The following is an 18,160-nucleotide window of genomic DNA, read 5'->3' on the forward strand; positions in this document are numbered from 1 at the left end:
AAATAGCGCTGCTATTCCTCGGTCCGGGCCTCCGGGCGCGCTCGCTCCGGCATCCATCCTGGACAGGAACGGCTAATCCAGCATGGCGCCAGAGCGGCTTTCGTCCTCGTCCCGGCGTGCGGTGCCGTCTTTCGGCCCCAAGCGGCTGCGATGCTACGATCGCCTGTCATGAAGAAGCTCGCGCTCTTGTTCTTGTTGGCCTCGTGCTCGGGAACGACCGCAAACGCTCCGGCGGCGAAGGGCGATCCGCCCCCGTCCATCGTCTTGATCGTGACTGACGATCAGGGATACGGCGACCTTGGAGCTACGGGCAATCGGGTGATCGACACGCCCCACATGGACGCTCTGGCCCGGGACGGTGCGGGGATAGAGACTTTCTACGTGAGCCCGGTTTGTGCGCCGACCCGCGCCTCGCTCATGACCGGACGCTACAACTATCGCACGCGGGTCGTCGACACCTGGGTTGGCCGGGCGATGATGGAGCCGGACGAAACCACTGTGGCCGAAGTGCTGCGCGACGCCGGCTTCGCCACCGGCATCTTCGGAAAGTGGCATCTCGGCGACAGCCATCCCATGAGGCCGATGGATCAGGGCTTTGAGGAGTCACTGGTTCATCTCGGAGGCGGACTCGCGCAGCCGTCGGAACCTCCTGAGAACGGTCGGCGGTACACGAATCCCATCTTGTTTCAAAACGGAGCGCCGGTTCACACGCACGGGTATTGCACCGACGTCTACTTCGACGCGGCATTGAAATGGATCAGCGAGGTCCACAAGGCCGGGCGTCCGTTCTTCGTCTACTTGCCCACCAACGCTCCCCACGGCCCGTTTCACGACGTGCCCCAAGCGCTGTATGAGAAGTACCTGGGTAGGGACCTTGGACCGGTGCTGCTGGGCGGCGCTGGAGATCGCGACCGGGTCGCCCGGGTGTTCGCTATGATCGAGAACATCGATCAAAATGTCGGGCGTTTGATCGACAAGCTCGACACGCTGGGCATCGGCGACGACACCCTTGTCGTTTTCATGGTGGACAACGGCCCCAACTCGGTCCGCTACGTGGGAAACATGCGCGGGAAAAAGGGAGAGGTGTACGAGGGTGGAATCCGTTCGCCCTTTTTCTTGCGCTGGCCCGCGCGCCTGAAAGCCGGGAGGAAGAGCGATCGGATTGCGGCTCATGTCGATGTGATGCCCACACTCTTGGAGGCCGCGGGCGTCGCGCTCCCTAAGGGCCTGAAGCTCGACGGGCGTAGCCTCCTGCCCCTTGTGGAGGGGAAGAAGGTGGCCTGGCCCGACCGAACGATCTTCATCCAAGCACACCGGGGGGACCGTCCGTTGCCCTACCACCACTTCGCGGCCCGGAGTCAGCGCTGGAAACTGATCCGGCCGACTGGCTTCAGCAACGAGCGCCCCTCGAAGGACGCACCGTTCGAGCTTTACGACATGGCGAACGATCCCCGGGAGGAACACGACCTTGCGGCTCAGCGTCCGGAAGTCACGGCCGCGCTCAGGGAGCGGTACGATGCCTGGTTTAGGGACGTGTCGAGCACGCGACCTCACAACTACGAGCCTCCCCGCATCGTCATTGGCACGGACCACGAAACCACCACGCTCCTGACCAAGCAGAACTGGAGAAGGAGCGAGGGTCCGGGCTGGGGCGTGCGCGGACGTTGGCTTGTGCATGTCGCGCGCGCGGCCCGCTTCGACGCGACAGTTCGACTCAAGGAGGCGCTCAGAGGCCGGGCGGAGTTACGGATCGGTTCGGCGAGGGCGGCGGTGGAGGCGACAGGTCTCGAACAATCTCTCACCTTTCGCAATCTCCGGGTGCCTGCAGGGGACGCGGAAGTTGAGTTCACGCTCACGCACCAAGGCAAAACCTCAGGCCCACATCAAGTCGTCTTGACCCGGCAATGATTGCCGGCCTGCTGACCATCACACTCCGGCGCCTCCGACAATCCGGCACTGCGGCTGCGAGAACAGGATCGATGCGACAAGCGGCGTCTCTTGGTCGCCGACGCTAGGGTTCGGTCGCTCCTCAGGCGAACCGCATGCTCCCTCGGTCATTGAAAACCTCCCCTACTTCTGCACCGGCATGGTGCTACATGTGCCAGCTCAGGCCGAGCGCAGCTCCGCCTGGGAGCAGTCCGATCCGGGGCTTCGGCAGCAGGCTCGCGTGCCGCTGCGGCCGGGCCTGGCTGGAGCGTCGCTCCGAGGCCAGACGGCGGCGCAGCTCCGAGTAAACGTTCCAGCGCCGCTCCGCGTCGGAAGGCGTGGTCAAGCTGATCACACCGCTGATCACGGATATACCGGCACCGATCATCACGAAGTAGCCCATGGTGTCGATGCTGGGCTCACCGTCGCGGCGGGCCAGATAGACCGGCACGAAGGCTACACCAGCGAGCGTACTGACCGCTGCGTCCAGTATGCGAGTCAATCGGCTGCGGTAGGCCAGACGCTCCAGTGCGGCCTCGCCGAACGCCAAACGTTCTTTGGCCTCCTGCACGTTGCGCATGGGCATGTGAGAGAACTCGAGTGCCGGTGTATGGGGATCCGGGGTCACCAGCAGATCGATGATGCCACGCGCCACGTTCGCACCTCCGAAGAGGTAGAGGTAGGATCCCAACACCGGCTGGTGATCGTCCAAGAAGACGCCGAGCGTGATGGATAGTCCCCCCGTCACGATCGAAAGCACGCCGTCGGCGACCCGGGAGCCCCCCTTGGCGGCCAGCTCGTCCAGATCATGCGTCAGCACGCGGAACCGGGTCCGGACGTCGGCTGGCAGGCGCAGCGTGGGGGCGCTGATTTCGGAGACGTCCAGTTCGAGGTTGCCGAAATCTGTCGCCTGCGGAGTGGCTGGATAGCGCGCACCCAAAGGTGCTCGCCCCCCCGCTTGCGGCGGGGGCGGGGGCATGACGCCCGGAGCCACAACCTGGCCGGGAGGCGCGACCACCGCCGGAGCAACACCGTAGTTGGCCGGAGGGATGCCGTAGTTTGGCGGTGCCTGAACGGGAGGCACCGCGCCCGCCGGCGGCGCAACGCCGGCGGGCGCGCCCCCGGGTCTGGGCGGCGTGAGTTGACCGGCTGTCGGCGCGTGCGCGTCCGGCGTGCTCGCGGGCCCTTGCGCCATAGCGGATGCAACGAGCACCGGCCAGCAGGGACCGCACACAACGGCCAGCGCAACGGCGTGGCGGGAAAAGACCGAGGAGCTCAAAGGTCGCACAACGTTAGCTTAGCCTAACGAGACCGTTCCGGCGACGGGTGGGCTGCCATGGGTCTGGCCCGGTACGCAAGATCCGGCGAAGCCGTGCAACCCGCATCTCACACTCGATCGTTGCGATCAGCTTCGCGAGCACGTAAGATTAAAGGTTTTCTTGGCGAGTGCGCCTGCAGGAGTCGCCCGAGGAGTATCAAGGTACTTCGCAAGTCAGCGACGAGGACGTAAACCGCCCAGAACGGCGCCTGGGAAGCCGCCGCGGAAGCGAAGATCCCGGTGAACGGTTACGCTGGCTCGGTGCCGCGTTGCCACGAGTGCGGGTTGCCAGTGGAGGTTTCTTGCTCGAATCAGTGCGGGTTTTCGTGGCGCTGGGCGCGGTTTCGTGTTGCGAGCGCCGTTTTTGTGTCGACAAGACGTCTCGAAGTCGGCTACGCATGCTTGCATCGCGTTGCGGTCCCGCAGCGTATCCACGACATTTGTGTCGCGCCGCGCGCGTTTGTTGCACACCCATGTCTGTACCGTTTGTTACACAACGTGATTTGTCGATTGGGCCGGCTTTGCAGCAAGCGCAAAAGAGCGGTATGCTCCGTGTTTCTTATCCCGTTTTCCCCTGGGGTGAACATCATGCGTAATGGATTCAGGATCGTTCTCTTGTGTATGTGCGGGCTGACTGCAGCTTGCAGCAGCTCGAATGCACGCCCTGGCCCAGCTGGCTTCGGCGGCGGTGTTGCCACTGGCTTCGGCGGCGCGGTTCGCCCTGGCTTCGGCGGCGCGGTTCGCCCTGGCTTCGGCGGCGGTGTTGCCACTGGCTTCGGCGGCACGGTTGGCTTCGGCGGCGGTGTTGGCCCCGGCTTCGGCGGCGGGCCCGGCGGCTTCGCCGGCAGACCGGCACAGGTTGGACCGGCGCCTGTGACCTGCCCGCCTGGACTTTCCCATTGTTACAACCAGTGCGTGCCGACGTTGACCGCTCAGTTCAACTGCGGAGCTTGCGGTGTCGTCTGCAAACCTGGGTCTTCCTGCATAATGGGCAGCTGCTTATGCCCGCCCCCGTTCGTCGACTGCGGAAGCGGATGCTCCGACCAGCTGAGCGATGCATTCAACTGTGGCGCCTGCGGGATCGAATGCGGCACCGGCGGAATCTGCGTCGCGGGCGTGTGCCAATGCCCGCCCGGAACCATTCAATGCCAGATAGGTGAGGGCGGCCTGGGCGGCACGGGCTGCGTCCTTGGTGACATGCAGAGCGACGTGAACAACTGCGGCCAGTGTGGCAACCAATGTGCGGTAGGCGCGGCCTGCATTGGGGGCAACTGCCAGTGCCCCGACGGTATGGTCGACTGCGATCGGCTCTGTGTGGACACGAGCACGAACCCGGCGCACTGCGGTGGCTGCACCGATCCTACTGCCCAGCAGACCAGGGCCTGCGCTCCGGGTGCCCTGTGTCTTAATGGCCAGTGCGAGTGCGGTCCCAATTTGACCCTGTGCGGCAACGCCTGTGTCGACATCAACATCGACCCGAGCGACTGCGGCGGCTGCGGCAACTTCTGCGAAGGGCAATCGGTTTGCCTGAATGGGCTGTGCCAGTGCCCGCCTGGAACCGTGGAGTGCGGCGGCGGCGGCGGCATCGGCTTCCCGGGTGGCGGTGAAGGCGGAAATTGCCTGCTCGGCAGCCTGCAGACCGACCCCAACAACTGCGGCGAGTGCGGCATCCGCTGCCCGCTCGGAGGCCTGTGCCTGAACGGGCTGTGCCAGTGCCCGCCCGGCACCCAGGTATGCGCAGCCAATCCGGGGCGTAACATCCCCGGCGAGTGCGCGCTCACCGTCGCCGATCCGGAGCACTGCGGGCCGGACTGCAAGCCGTGTGTGCCCGGCGCCACGTGTGCGAACGGCATATGCCTGTGTCCGCCTGGCCTCACCGAGTGCCATCCGGACGGCTGCGTGGACCTGCTCACGAGCTCCTTGGACTGCGGTCAGTGCGGCGTCCGCTGCTCCGGCGGCGCGCAATGCATGGGCGGCCAATGCCTGTGCCCACCTGGTCGCGAGCCATGCGGCACCCCTGGACCCGGCGAGCTGTCCGGTTGCAGGCTGCCGGGCCAGGACGCATTCCAGAACGACTCCCTGAACTGCGGGGGCTGCGGTCGAACGTGTGCGGTGGGCGCCATCTGCCGGATGGGCGAGTGCCTGTGCCCGCCAGGAGAGGTCGATTGTGGCGGTCACTGCAGCCTGCCAGGCCGCTGCCCGATCTACGAGCAGTGCGACCGGAATTTCGATCCAGGCGGCATAGGAGGCATAGGGGTGGATCCGGTAGGCGGGTCGGGGAACAACGACCCGTGTGTTCGTCCAGGGGGAGAAGGCCAGCAGAGCGGCCTGTTGAACTGCGGGCCAACCGAGGCCTGCTGCGTGGCGCGGCGTAACGGCGGTGGCACCTGGTGCGGCCAGTTCTGCGACCGAAACCGCGACTGCCCATTTCCTCCTCCTCCTTCCAATGCAATGCCCATGTGTGCTCAGAATGAGAATCACTGCTTCCTCGATTGCTCACTCGGGCAGCTGTGTCCGCTCGGCATGACTTGCGTCGCGAGCGACATCTTTGGGCAGCGGATCTGCGCCTGGAACTAAGCGGAACCGCAACTCAGTAGCTGTAACTGAAGAACGTCCGGGGGGCTCGTCGCGGCCAGCTGGTACCTCGTTGCCGAGGATGCCGGCTGGCCGGTCGTGATCTCGGGCGCCGCGCGGGGACATACCTGGCATACCCGAGAGGGGTGTCCCTGCGCGGCCGGTCTCGACCAACTATTCTGTCACGGGCCCTTACCGGGCCGGGCCGATCTCGGTCAGACTGGGCTCTGCCAGCAAGGTCGCGCCGCTTGCTTGCTGCACCTCACGCGCGCTGATCCCGGGAGCGAGCTCTCGGACTACCAGGCCGTGTTCGGTCACGTCGATGACCGCGAGGGCGCTAATGATGCGATCGGCGTGCGGGCCTGTTGATCCGCGCCGGGCGGCTGGTTCGGCCGGCACGATGCCCAGCCGGCGAGTCCTTGACGGGCAGGTCAAAAGTACGACCAGTCTCCCGGCGCAATAACCCGCTGGTAGCACGTCGCTACCGTTGGCGTGGCCGTTAGCGCTTGAGGGCGCTACGAGCTGGCCACGGCTGTCGATCTGGTCGGCCGTGATCAAGGCTAGATCCACAGGCGACCCGTTGCTGCCGCGTTCGGTAACGTGAACACCCGGGGGTAGGAAACGGTGAATGTCCCTGGACACGCCTGCTCCCAGCAGGACGCGCTCACCCACCCGCGCCTCGGCCGAGGCCCTCATCAGCAGTTGTTGCGAGCTTAACAACGTCAGGTCTCGTAGCTGCGTTGCTGTGCGTCCCAGTGTCTCGTGTCGCCCTCGATCTGCTGCACAAAGCGACGAAACAGGTAGCGGGCGTCGTGGGGTCCCGCGCTGGCTTCGGGATGGTACTGAACGCCGAAGGCTCCGGATTCCACATGCCGGATTCCCTCGCAGGTGCCATCGTTCAGGTGCCGGTGGGTAACCTCGCAGCGACCTCTGAGCGATTCCATGTCAACGCAGAAGCCATGGTTCTGGCTCGTGATCTCTACCCGGCCGGTCCCCAGGTCCTTGACTGGCTGGTTCAAGCCATGATGGCCGAACTTCAGCTTGTAACTGGAGGCTCCCAGCGCCAGGCACATGATCTGATGGCCAAGACAGATGCCAAACACCGGCCACCGCCCCAGCAGCTCGCGCACGGTGTCCGTCCCCCCGGAAACAGCGGCCGGATCGCCGGGACCGTTCGACAGGAAGATCGCATCCGGCCCCAGGTTCGCAATGGCCTCGACTCCCGTGGCGGCCGGCACGACCGTGACCCTGCAGCCGGCATCGACGAGGCAGCGCAGGATGTTGTGCTTGACGCCAAAGTCCATGGCGACCACGTGCCAGCGAGCCCCGGGTGTCGTGGCGAGGGAAGTGCTCGCCTCCCGGGTCCACGCGAGGCTGCCGCGATCCCACTCGTAGACCACGTTCGTGGTGACCGCTTGGGTGAGGTCGCGCCCCTCCATGGGCGGCGCCGCCCGGGCAAGATCTACCAGCTCGTCGCTTGGATCAGTGCCGAGCGCGGCCATCTGAGCTCCCCGATCGCGGATGTGCCGCGTGAGACTACGCGTGTCCACGTCACGCAGCGCCACGATGCGATGCCGCTTGAGGTAGCAGTCGAGCGTCTCGCGCGCACGCCAGCTGCTCGGCTCGCTGGCGAGCTCGTGTACAACGAAACCGGAAAGCGCAGGTGCCGCCGCCTCTTCGTCGTCGAGGTTTACGCCCGTGTTGCCGATTTGGGGCGCGGTCATTACCACGATTTGGCCGCAGTAGGATGGATCGGTGACGACCTCCTGATAGCCGGTCATGCCGGTGGTGAACACCGCCTCGCCCGTGGCAGTGCCCGAGGCACCCGCGGCCGTGCCGGTGAAGATCGTACCGTCCGCCAATGCGAGTCGCGCTGCAGTCATGCTGGGGATATTTCGAGGAGGAGCAACACAGCCAGCGGCGTTTGGAGCCTGCGAGGTGGGCAGGCGCCCTAGCTAGACGGGATCGCGAGGCGGTGCACTACATGGCCACCGACAAGGGTCAGGACAACAGCACCCTGCAGTTGCTGGCCCAGAAAAGGGGTGTTCGACGAGCGGGAGCGTAGCGCGGCTGCCTCGAGAGTCCAGCGGTGCTCCGGGTCGATTACGGCGATATCGGCCACGCCCCCCACGCGCAGGCTGCCACCTGGAAGCCGACCGATTCGGGCCGGTGCAACGGAGAGCGCCTCGATCAGCCTGCGTTCTGAAAGGTGCCCTTGCCGTACCAGGTCGAGCAACACGGCCAGCGCCGGCTCGAGCCCGAGGATGCCAAAAGAGGCCGCCTCGAACTCGCAGTCCTTTTCGAGGCAGCTGTGCGGGGCGTGGTCCGTTGCGATGCAGTCGATCGTGCCGTCCCTGAGTGCCTCCCGCAGCGCGTCGCGGTCTGCTTCCGAGCGCAGGGGCGGGTTTACCTTGCAGGCAGTGTCGTAGCCCACGACCGCATCCTCGCTCAGCAATAGATGGTGGGGCGTGACCTCTGCACTCACGTGCAGGCCCCGGGCCTTCGCCTCGCGCAGCAGCCGGACGGTACCCAACGAGCTAGCGTGTGCAACGTGGTAGCGGGCCCCCGTCATCTCGGCGAGAATCAGGTCGCGTGCCACGATGATGTCCTCCGCCTCGCGAGGCCAGCCCCGCATCCCCAGTTGCGTCGAGCGCCGGCCTTCGTGCATCTGGGCGCCTCGAGTCAGGCCGTGATCCTCGCAGTGCTGCGACAGGAGCAGGTCGAAGGTCTTGGCGTATTCGAGCGCCCGGCGCATGACGCCTGAGTCCATGACGCATACCCCGTCGTCGCTCACCCCGATCGCCCCCGCATCCTTCAAGTCAGCCATCTCGGTGAGCTCGACTCCCTTCGATCCCACCGTGATGGCACCGAACGGATGCAGTCGGGGTCCACTGCAACTAGAGGCCTTCGACACCATCAACTCGGTGACGGCCCGTGTGTCGTTGACAGGCTTGGTGTTTGGCATGGCACATACGGCTGTGAATCCGCCTGCCGCCGACGCCGCCAGCCCGGACTCGATGTCCTCCTTGTACTCGTGGCCGGGCTCACGCAGATGCACGTGCAGGTCGACGAAGCCAGGTACGACCCAGCAGCCCGCCGCCTCGATGACCTGAACCCCGTGCCCGGTCAGCCCAGCTGCCGCGTTAGGCCCGACGCGGACAATCCGGGCTGCATCGACAACCACGTCCGCTGGCTCGTCCCGATCTTGGGAAGGATCGATGACCCGGCCGCCGCGCAGTACCAGCATCCCGACAAGCCCCTACGAAACACTGCCTTGCATGTCAATGGCGAACGGGATACACCACGGCCGGTCGCAGCGGGGATCGCCGAGACTGGCCGAGGGCAAGGGTAGGGTGTCCAGGCTTCAGACGGCCGTGCGCAGGGCCGAATCGACGGGTGGGCGTCGCACTGGACCGACGGCCGTTTCCTCTACGGAGCCCTGGGCGGGAACCGCGTTGACCGTTGTCCGGGCACTGCGCTTGTCGACCACCTTCTGTTTCATCGCCATGACCTTGCGGCACAGGGAGGCAAACTCCTTGTGCCGAGTTGCCATGGTGGGTGAGCCCCCGCGCAATAGGGTCTGCACGATGAACTCCAGTACCTGGACTTCCCCTTCGGAGAAACTGTTGCTAATCCGCATAGACGCGAGTCTACCACCTCCCCTGCCATGCGACAACATCTGACTTGCCATGTAGGGTCACTAAATGTCACGCATCGGCTTTTTCGGACCCGATCAAGTGCCTTCGTTGAGGGCGCGATTTGGAGGGGCCGCTACTCGGCCGCGCGGGCGGCCCCCGACTCGTAGCCCAGGTTGGGAGCAAGCCAGCGCTCGACCTCCGCCAGGCTCAGACCCTTTCGTCTCGCGTAGTCCATCACCTGGTCGCGCCCCAGCTTGCCCACCGAGAAGTACCGGCTTTGCTCGTGAGCAAGGTAGATGCCGCTGACGCTGGCCGCCGGCGTCAGCGCAAAGTGCTCGGTCAGCCCCATCCCCAGCGCCTGCGCGTCCAGCAGCTCGAATAGTTTAGGATTCTCGCTGTGGTCGGGGCAGGCCGGGTACCCGAACGCTGGCCGTATGCCGCGGAATTTCTCCGCCAGGAGCTCATCTAGCGCGAGCTCTTCCCCGGCCGCATAGCCCCACTCCTTGCGCACACGCGCGTGCAGCGCCTCCGCAAGCGCCTCCGCTAATCGGTCGGCGAGCGCCTTTGCCATGATCGCGCTGTAGTCGTCGTGCTCCCGCTCGAACCTGGCGACGAGCGCGTCCACGCCAAGGCCCGAGGTCACGGCGAACGCGCCGATATGGTCCTCGATGCCGCTACCGATCGGCGCGACGAAATCGGCCAGGCAGCGCTGGGGTTCACCCTCGCGCTTGGACCGCTGCTGGCGCAGCATGGTGAAGCGGAGCAATTCTCGGCTCCGGCTGCTGTCGGACCAGACGACGATGTCGTTCAAATCGCTGTTGGCGGGCCAAAAGCCGTAGGCAGCGCGCGCTTGCAGCAGGCGTTCTTGCACGATTCGGTCGAGCAGCGCCTGGGCGTGCGCATGAAGCTCGCGCGCGGCAGCACCGTGCCTCGGATGATCCAAGATCTGGGGAAAGCGACCCTTGAGCTCCCACGCTGTAAAGAAAAACGTCCAGTCGATGTAGCGCCGGATCTCGGTTAGGGGGAATGCCGATAGCACCCTGGACCCCAGGAAGCTCGGGCGCACCGCGTCCTGCGGTCGCCACGCCAGCTTGGGACGGCATGCGTTGGCTTGCTCGTACGGAAGCAGCGCTCCGGTGCCGCCCTCTTGGTGCAGCCGCCGCAGCGCTTGCTGCGCTCGCTCGTTGCTCAGGGCGAAATCCTGCCTGCGCTCCTTGTCGAGGAGGCTGCCCACGACATTCACGGCTCGCGACGCGTCCAGAACGTGAAGGGTGGGAAGGGGGTACTCGGGCGCAATCTTGACGGCCGTGTGCTGGCGGCTGGTCGTGGCGCCTCCGATGAGCAAAGGAATATCGAACCTCCGCCGCTTCATCTCGGCTGCGACGTGGACCATTTCGTCGAGCGAGGGCGTGATCAGCCCGCTCAAGCCGATTAGGTCGACTCGGCGCTCTCGCGCAGTACCCAGGATCCTATCTGCCGGAACCATGACTCCGAGATCGATAACCTCGTAGCCATTGCAGGCGAGCACCACCCCCACGATGTTCTTCCCGATGTCATGCACATCGCCCTTGACGGTTGCGAGCAGAATCCGCCCCAGGCTGTGGCTTGCAGCGGCGTCCTGCTGGTCCTCTTCCATGAAGGGCTGCAGGTAGGCCACCGCCTTCTTCATGACGCGTGCGCTCTTGACGACCTGCGGCAGAAACATCTTGCCCGCACCGAACAGGTCCCCGACCACGCTCATGGCGTCCATCAGCGGTCCCTCGATCACCGCAAGCGGCCGCCGATAGTGCCGGCGCGCGAGCTCGGTGTCCTCCTCTACGAAGTCGCTGATACCGTGGATGAGAGCGTACTTGAGCCTTTCCGCAACATCGGTCTCACGCCAGGATAGATCCCGCTCGCGCTTCTTGCCGCCGCCCTTCACCGTTTCCGCGAACGCGACCAGCCGCTCGGTGGCGTCGGGGCGTCGATCCAGGATGACGTCCTCGACGAGCTCCAGCAGGGGGGCGGGGATGTCCTCGTAGACCACAAGCTGGCCCGCATTCACGATGCCCATGTCCATGCCGGCCCGTATCGCGTGCAAGAGGAAGGCCGAGTGCATCGCTTCTCGTACAGCGTCGTTGCCACGAAAGGAAAACGAGAGGTTGGATACACCCCCGCTCACCTTGGCACCGGGGCAGGCCTCCTTGATGCGTCGCGTGGCCTCGATGAATGCGAGCGCGTACGAGGCATGTTCGGGCATGCCTGTGGCCACGGCGAAGATATTGGGATCGAATACGATGTCGGTCGGGTCCATGCCCACGCGTTCGGTGAGCAAACGATACGCCCGGCGGCAGATCTCGAGCTTGTGGCCGGCAGTTTCGGCTTGGCCGGCCTCGTCGAAGGCCATGACGACCACACCGGCCCCGTGGGCACGCACCACCTCGGCCCTGCTCAAGAACTCTGCCTCACCCTCCTTCAGGCTCAGGGAGTTGACGATGCCTTTGCCCTGCAAGCACTTGAGGCCTGCCTCGAGCACACTCCAGCGCGAGCTGTCGATCATGACGGGCAGACGGGCAATCTCCGGCTCGCTGGCCAGCAGGTTGAGAAACGTGGTCATGGCTTGCTCGGAAGCGAGCATGCCCTCGTCCATATTGACGTCCAGGATGTTGGCGCCTCCGCGCACCTGGTCGAGCGCTACGTCGAGCGCTTTCTGATAGTCGCCGGCCTTGACCAGACGCAGGAACTTGCGCGAGCCGGTCACGTTCGTGCGCTCCCCGATCACGGTGAAGTTGGAGTCGGGGCGAATCACCAGCGGCTCGAGCCCGGCGAACCGGGTCAGCCCGTCGGGTTCGGGCACGCGCCTGGGCGCGACGCCGGCAACGGCTCGAGCGATGGCGCGGACATGCTCGGGCGTGGTGCCACAGCAGCCTCCCACGAGATTGACAAGCCCGGCGCGCGCGAACTCGCCGATCAGCCGTGCAGTGGTCGCTGCTGGCTCATCGTACTGGCCAAAGGCGTTGGGCAGCCCGGCGTTAGGATAGCAGCTAACGTACGTGGTGGCGACATCGGACAGCTCTTTCAGGAACGGCCGCATCTCGCCGGCGCCGAGTGCGCAGTTGATACCCACGGTCATGGGCTTGGCGTGTGCGATCGAGATCCAGAAGGCCTCCACCGTTTGACCGGAGAGCGTGCGCCCGCTCTTGTCCGTGATCGTCACGGAAACCATGAGCGGCAGCCTGCGGCCGAGCGCAGCGGCCACTTCGTCGATCGCCAGCAATGCGGCCTTGGCATTCAGGGTATCGGTGATGGTCTCCACAAGCAGCAAGTCGGCACCGCCCTCGATCAAGCCCTGCACTTGTTCGGCGTAGGCGCTCTTCATGTCGTCGAAGCCGAGCGCGCGAAATCCCGGATCGTTGACGTCCGGCGACATCGAAAGCACCCGGTTGGTGGGACCGATGGCACCTGCAACGAAGCGTGGTTTGCTCGGGTTGTTGCCGGTCCAACGGACGGTGGCCTCTTTCGCGATCCGTGCGGCTTCGCGGTTCATTTCCCGCACCACCGGCTGGGTCCGATAGTCGGCCTGAGCTATCCGCGTGGCGCTGAAGGTATTGGTCTCCACGATGTCGGCGCCTGCCTGTAGGTAGGCATCGTGCATGGAGCCCACAAGCTCTGGACGCGTCAGGCACAACAGGTCGTTGTTGCCCTTGAGATCGACCGGATGCCCGGCGAAACGGCTACCGCGGAAGTCATCCTCGCCGAGATCGGCGGCCTGGATGAGCGTTCCCATGGCGCCATCGAGCAGAACGATGCGTTGCGCCAGGAGCGACTCGAGGGGGTGCGGGGATCGGTTCTCCAAGGCTCTTGATCCAAAGGGGGAGCGACACAAATCAAGCATGTGTGTCTCCGGCGTCAAGCTCCGATCCGCGCAGTCCGAGATTGCCGGCCCGCGCTCCCGTCGACGACCGCCGTACAAACGACCGCCCCACAGCGGACCGCAGGCACCTGACCGAGGCCGAAAACAGCGGGAATCTCCAACCTGTGTAAGGGCATGGCCACGATCGCAGCCACGATCACGGACTTATTCGGTTCTACTGAACGTCGGCGCTGGTGACGCGCAGCACCTCGTCGATGGAGGTGACACCGTCAAGCACCTTCTTGATGCCGGCCAGGCGCAGCGAGTCGGCTCCAGCTCGGATCATTTCATCCTTCAGCTCCGCGGTCGAACAGCCCTGCAGCACCATCTCTTTGAGTCGGTCGGTCATGGGCATGACCTCGTAGAGTGCCACCCGGCCCTTGTAGCCCGTGTCGTTACAGGTGCGGCAACCGGTCCCCTTGACCGGCTGCGCCTTCGCTATCTGCTCCGGGCTAAAACCGACCTCCTCGAGCACACTCTTGTCGACGTCGATGGGAGCCTTGCAGTCGGCACAGATGCGACGCGCGAGACGCTGGGCGAGCACCAAGTTGACCGCCGCAGTCACCAAGAAGGGCTCGATGCCCATGTTCAGCAGCCGCGATACCGTGCTGGGGGCGTCGTTCGTATGCAACGTCGAAAGGACCAGATGGCCGGTGAGCGCGGCCTTCACGGCGATTTCCGCGGTCTCGAAGTCTCGAACCTCGCCGACCATGATGATGTCGGGATCCTGGCGCAGGAAGCTCCGCAGAGCAGCCGCGAAGTTGAGCCCAATATCGTCGTGCATCTGGACCTGATTGATACCCATGAGATTGTACTCGACTGGGTCCTCGGCGGTGCTGATGTTGGTGCTCTCTTTGTTCAGCTCCGACAGCGCAGAGTACAGGGTGGTCGTTTTCCCGGAGCCCGTGGGGCCCGTAACGAGGACCATGCCGTAGGGCTGGTTGATCGCCCCCTTGAAGTCCGACAGGGCTCTTTGTGCGAAACCGAGCTTGGCCATGTCCAACTGAAGGTTGGACTTGTCGAGCAACCTCATACATATTTTTTCGCCCCAGATCGTCGGGAGGACCGAGACACGGAAGTCCATTTCCTTGCCCTTGCCCAGCTTGAGCTTGATGCGGCCATCTTGCGGGAGGCGCCGCTCGGCGATGTCGAGCGAGCTCATGATCTTCAGGCGCGAAGCGATGGCGTTCTTGAGCTTGAGGGGGGGGCGCATCTCATCGTTGAGGACGCCATCAATGCGATAGCGCACCCGCAGGCTCTTCTCGTAGGGCTCGACGTGAATATCGGACGCCCCCTTCTTGATGGCGCTGAGCAGAATGGCATTGCACAAGCGCACGACAGGCGCGTCTTCGGCATCTTTCTCCAGGTCCAGCGATGAGGGGCCGTCCTCTTCAGCTGTGAAATCGATCTCCTCTTCGTCAAAACCATCCATGATCTCGTCGAAGGAGATCTCGTCGACGCCCCCGTAGTAACGCTCGATCGCCTCGGCGATGGCAGGCTCTGCGGCGACCACCGGCTCGACATTGAAGCCGGTCAAGAACTTGACGTCGTCGACCGCGTGCAGGTTGGACGGATCGGCCATGGCCACCACCAGGGAAGAGCCGTTCCGGGACACTGGGACAATTCGGTGGCGCTCGCAGACGTCCTGCGAGATGAGCTTCAAGACGGCCTTGTCGACCTCGCACTCCCTGAGGTCGATGGCTTTGACACGGTACTGCTGGCTCAGAAAGTCGGTGATCTGATGATCGGATACGAAGCCCATCTTGGACAGCGCGTAGCCCAGGCTCGTGTTGCCCTTGCGCTGTTCGTCCTGCGCGGTCCGAAGTTGCTGCAGGCTGATGAGCTTCTCCCGCACAAGCAGCTCGCCCATGCGTTTATCGGTGGTCATCTATTCCCTCCCATAAGGACACCGCGCGCGCAGCGGCGAGGGGGGACAGCCCGTCGCATGGCCCGCAAACAGCTCCAAGTTATCCCGCCATCCGTCATCCAGGGAGCGCGCCCGGCGTCGCCCGAGCTCCATTCGAGCCGCGAAGCCACCCCGACTCCGTTGACTTGGAACGGAGAACCCTCGCAGCTCTGAAGGGAACCCGCGTGAACATGTGTGGGACGCTGGGATGCATCGGCAGCGACCTGCCGAAAGCAGGCCCTGTTGCTGTCCCCTTGCGGACACGCTACTGGTCACTGCGCCAGGTGCTGCCAGTGGCAAAGCGCAAGCCCCCCAAGTCCTCTATCGCCAACCCCGCCGAAGCGCTCGCTCAGCTCGAGACCCCGCGAGTCAAGTGGAAGGTCATCGCTCAGATTGGGGCCGGTTTCGGGGTGCTTTGGGTAACCGCCCTGATGACCCTTCCGTACATCGGCTACTGGGGCGTTGGCGTGGTCGGCGTGCTCACGGTGCTTGCGGCCGGCTTCGCCATCTATGCGGGCGCCCTGGCCCGCCGCTCACGTTCCATCGTCAACATCATGAAGACGGCCACCGACGACCAGGGCCGCGAGCAGGCCCTGAAACAGCTGGCCGAAGGTAGCTCCAAGGACGCGATGAAGGCTCTTGCCCGCGCCCAGCTGCTTGCGGCCACCGATGCGTCGCAGGCCATCGCGATTCTGGAAGGTATCGACCTCGACAAGGCGCCCGCGGCCGTGAGGGACGACGGTCGGACCCAACTTGCCATGCTCTACCTCAGGGCGAATCGGGTGCGGGACGCCAGGACACTAGCCGACGCGATCCGTCTGGATCGCGTACCGACCACGAAGGGTAAGGCCATGAGTGCCGCCATCGTCGCCGAAGCGTTCTCCAGAACGGGCAAGGGCCAGGAAGCCCTGAAGCTACTGCAAACCTACAGTGCGGATGATTCGGAGTACGGAGAGGCGAGGCTGCTGCTGTTGCGCGCTCAGGTGTTCACCTACTTCTCCAACAAGAAGCGGGGGCTGGCGCGCAAATCCATGGCCGCCATGGGGCGCATGGAGCCGCAGATGCTCGGGAGCTTCATGCAAAAAGGCGTCCCGCCCGAGCTCACGCGGATGGCCAAACAGGCTCTGGCTGAATCGGGCCTGGCGCCGAAGGTACGCGTCAAGCGCGCACGCTAGGTACTGTTTCAATAACCCTACAGGATCACGGATGAGGTCCATCAATCTGGCTGCGGTGCCTGACCAGACCACGACCACGCGAAAGCAGTACCTAGCCCCCCAACTTGCCTACCGGCCCTAGCGACCCGGATTCGCCCCTCCAGGTGGGCCGGTGTCACGGCGAATGCCGTAGGCTCTCATCTTCTTGTGGAGGTTGGTGCGCTCGATACCCAGCTCGGTGGCCGCCTTGGAGATGTTCCATTCGAGGCCCCGGAGCATCGCCAGTATGTAGTGTTTTTCCATATTTTCCCGAAACTTGCGGAGCGTGAGCCGCTGACCGGACGCTGCCACCAGGCGAGCCAGCTCTTGGGCGTCGGGTCGCGGCTCGTGCGTGCTTTGGCCAAGGCGGCCCTGGTCAGGGAGATCGGCGAGGGTGATCCGATCTCCGCTCAGGATGACCATACGCTCGACCACGTTCTTGAGCTCGCGCACGTTGCCGGGCCACGAACGGGAGGTGAGGGCCTGCAGAACCGCTGGATCGATCGGCTTGGCGCGCAACCCATTTTCCGCGCAGAACGAGCTCAAGAAAGCCTGTGTCAACAGCGGTATATCCTCCTTGCGCTCGCGAAGCGCCGGGCTACGCACGGGCACCACGTTGAGCCGAAAGTACAAGTCCTCGCGGAACTCGCCTGCCTCGACAGCAGCCTCCACGTCCTTATTGGTAGCGGCAACGACACGCACATCGACCGAAATCGCCCGCTCGCTCCCCACGCGGGAGATCTCCCCGCTTTGAAGTGCCCGGAGCACCTTGGCCTGCGCCTCCAGGCTCATGTCCCCGATCTCGTCGAGCAGCAACGTGCCACCGTCCGCTGCCTCGAAGAGGCCTTTCTTTCGTGCCTGCGCTCCGGTGAAGGCGCCGCGCTCGTAGCCGAAGAGCTCGCTTTCGAGCAAGCTGCCTGGCAGGGCAGCGCAGTTCACCTTCACGAACGGGTTGGAGCGCCGGGGACTCAGTCTGTGGATGGCTCGTGCGATCAGCTCCTTGCCTGTCCCGCTCTCGCCGGTGATGAGCACCCGTCCCCGGGTGGGCGCTACCTTCTCGATGGCAGCATAGAGCTTGAGCATGATGGAGCTCTTGCCGATCATGTCGTAGCGCTTGTTGACCTCGGCACGCAGGGAGTCCACCTCGGACTGCAGACGCGCCGACTTCAGCGCGTTGTTGACGCTTACGAGGATGCGATCGCGGTCGAGCGGCTTCTCGAAGAAATCGGTGGCGCCCTGCTGGATGGCGTGTACCGCCTCCGAAAGCGACGCATGGCCCGAGATCATCAGCACCGGCAGCGCACTTCGGTGGGGACTAGCCCGCAAGGACTGCAGCGCATCGAGGCCGCTCATGCCGGGCAGTCGCACATCGAGGATCACTAGGTCGGGCTCGTTTTCGTCAACGAGACGCAGGCCCTGTTCGCCGCTCGGTGCCTCCAATACCTCCAGGCCGGCGCCCTCCAGTACCATCCGCAAGCTCCGGCGGATGTTCTTCTCGTCGTCGATGATCAGGACGCTTGGGGACACTGTTTCGCTATAACACACAGGTGAGCCGATGCCGGATGCCGCCCCCCTCGAAGGGACCGCACCTGCGGTGAACGAAGGCGTCGCGTCTTGCCAGCGGTGCCCGGCTCCCGCCGATCCGGAAAAGTTATTCTGTGACGGGGCCTTACGCTGCCCGGAGGATGCCAATCAAGGTTGACCCTGTCGGTC

At 64.6% G+C, this 18,160-nt stretch carries 11 protein-coding genes; 3 read left to right on the forward strand and 8 right to left on the reverse strand.

Annotated elements, in window-relative coordinates:
* Positions 1 to 168 precede the first annotated feature (168 nt).
* Positions 169 to 1,908, forward strand: a complete 1,740-nt coding sequence (locus tag MJD61_19600) for an arylsulfatase (protein ID MCG8557468.1) — start codon at positions 169 to 171, stop codon at positions 1,906 to 1,908.
* Positions 1,909 to 2,092: 184 nt separating this feature from the next.
* On the opposite strand, the gene MJD61_19605 is transcribed toward MJD61_19600, so the two are convergent.
* Positions 2,093 to 3,121, reverse strand: a complete 1,029-nt coding sequence (locus tag MJD61_19605; protein MCG8557469.1) for a hypothetical protein — start codon at positions 3,119 to 3,121, stop codon at positions 2,093 to 2,095.
* 1,110 nt (positions 3,122 to 4,231) lie between these two features.
* Here MJD61_19605 and MJD61_19610 point away from each other — a divergent pair.
* Complete coding sequence (locus MJD61_19610) at positions 4,232 to 5,821, forward strand: hypothetical protein (GenBank protein ID MCG8557470.1); 1,590 nt, start codon at positions 4,232 to 4,234, stop codon at positions 5,819 to 5,821.
* Positions 5,822 to 6,010: 189 nt separating this feature from the next.
* On the opposite strand, the gene MJD61_19615 is transcribed toward MJD61_19610, so the two are convergent.
* From MJD61_19615 to pilB, 6 genes are all read right to left on the reverse strand, one after another.
* A complete protein-coding gene (locus MJD61_19615) occupies positions 6,011 to 6,538 on the reverse strand; it encodes a hypothetical protein (protein MCG8557471.1) in 528 nt (175 codons plus the stop codon).
* A 2-nt stretch (positions 6,539 to 6,540) separates the two neighbouring features.
* The gene (carA, locus tag MJD61_19620) at positions 6,541 to 7,701 is read right to left on the reverse strand and encodes a glutamine-hydrolyzing carbamoyl-phosphate synthase small subunit (GenBank protein ID MCG8557472.1); all 1,161 of its coding nucleotides are present in this window, start codon (positions 7,699 to 7,701) and stop codon (positions 6,541 to 6,543) included.
* Between the two features lie 68 nt (positions 7,702 to 7,769).
* Complete coding sequence (locus MJD61_19625) at positions 7,770 to 9,065, reverse strand: dihydroorotase (GenBank protein ID MCG8557473.1); 1,296 nt, start codon at positions 9,063 to 9,065, stop codon at positions 7,770 to 7,772.
* Positions 9,066 to 9,182: 117 nt separating this feature from the next.
* Positions 9,183 to 9,458 carry a hypothetical protein gene (locus tag MJD61_19630; GenBank protein MCG8557474.1) on the reverse strand — a complete coding sequence of 92 codons (276 nt, stop codon included), beginning with the start codon at positions 9,456 to 9,458 and terminating at the stop codon, positions 9,183 to 9,185.
* 131 nt (positions 9,459 to 9,589) lie between these two features.
* Positions 9,590 to 13,222: a methionine synthase gene (gene metH, locus MJD61_19635; GenBank protein ID MCG8557475.1), complete on the reverse strand. Its 3,633-nt coding sequence runs from the start codon at positions 13,220 to 13,222 to the stop codon at positions 9,590 to 9,592.
* A 301-nt stretch (positions 13,223 to 13,523) separates the two neighbouring features.
* Entirely contained in the window at positions 13,524 to 15,236 is a 1,713-nt protein-coding gene (gene pilB / locus MJD61_19640; GenBank protein ID MCG8557476.1) for a type IV-A pilus assembly ATPase PilB, read from the reverse strand.
* A 203-nt stretch (positions 15,237 to 15,439) separates the two neighbouring features.
* Here pilB and MJD61_19645 point away from each other — a divergent pair, with 203 nt between their 5' ends.
* Complete coding sequence (locus tag MJD61_19645; protein ID MCG8557477.1) at positions 15,440 to 16,429, forward strand: hypothetical protein; 990 nt, start codon at positions 15,440 to 15,442, stop codon at positions 16,427 to 16,429.
* 117 nt (positions 16,430 to 16,546) lie between these two features.
* On the opposite strand, the gene MJD61_19650 is transcribed toward MJD61_19645, so the two are convergent.
* Positions 16,547 to 17,974 (reverse strand): sigma-54 dependent transcriptional regulator, encoded by a 1,428-nt coding sequence (locus MJD61_19650; GenBank protein MCG8557478.1) that lies wholly within the window; start codon positions 17,972 to 17,974, stop codon positions 16,547 to 16,549.
* Positions 17,975 to 18,160: the final 186 nt, after the last annotated feature.

It is taken from the genome of Pseudomonadota bacterium, assembly GCA_022361155.1.
Classification (GTDB): domain Bacteria; phylum Myxococcota_A; class Polyangia; order Polyangiales; family JAKSBK01; genus JAKSBK01.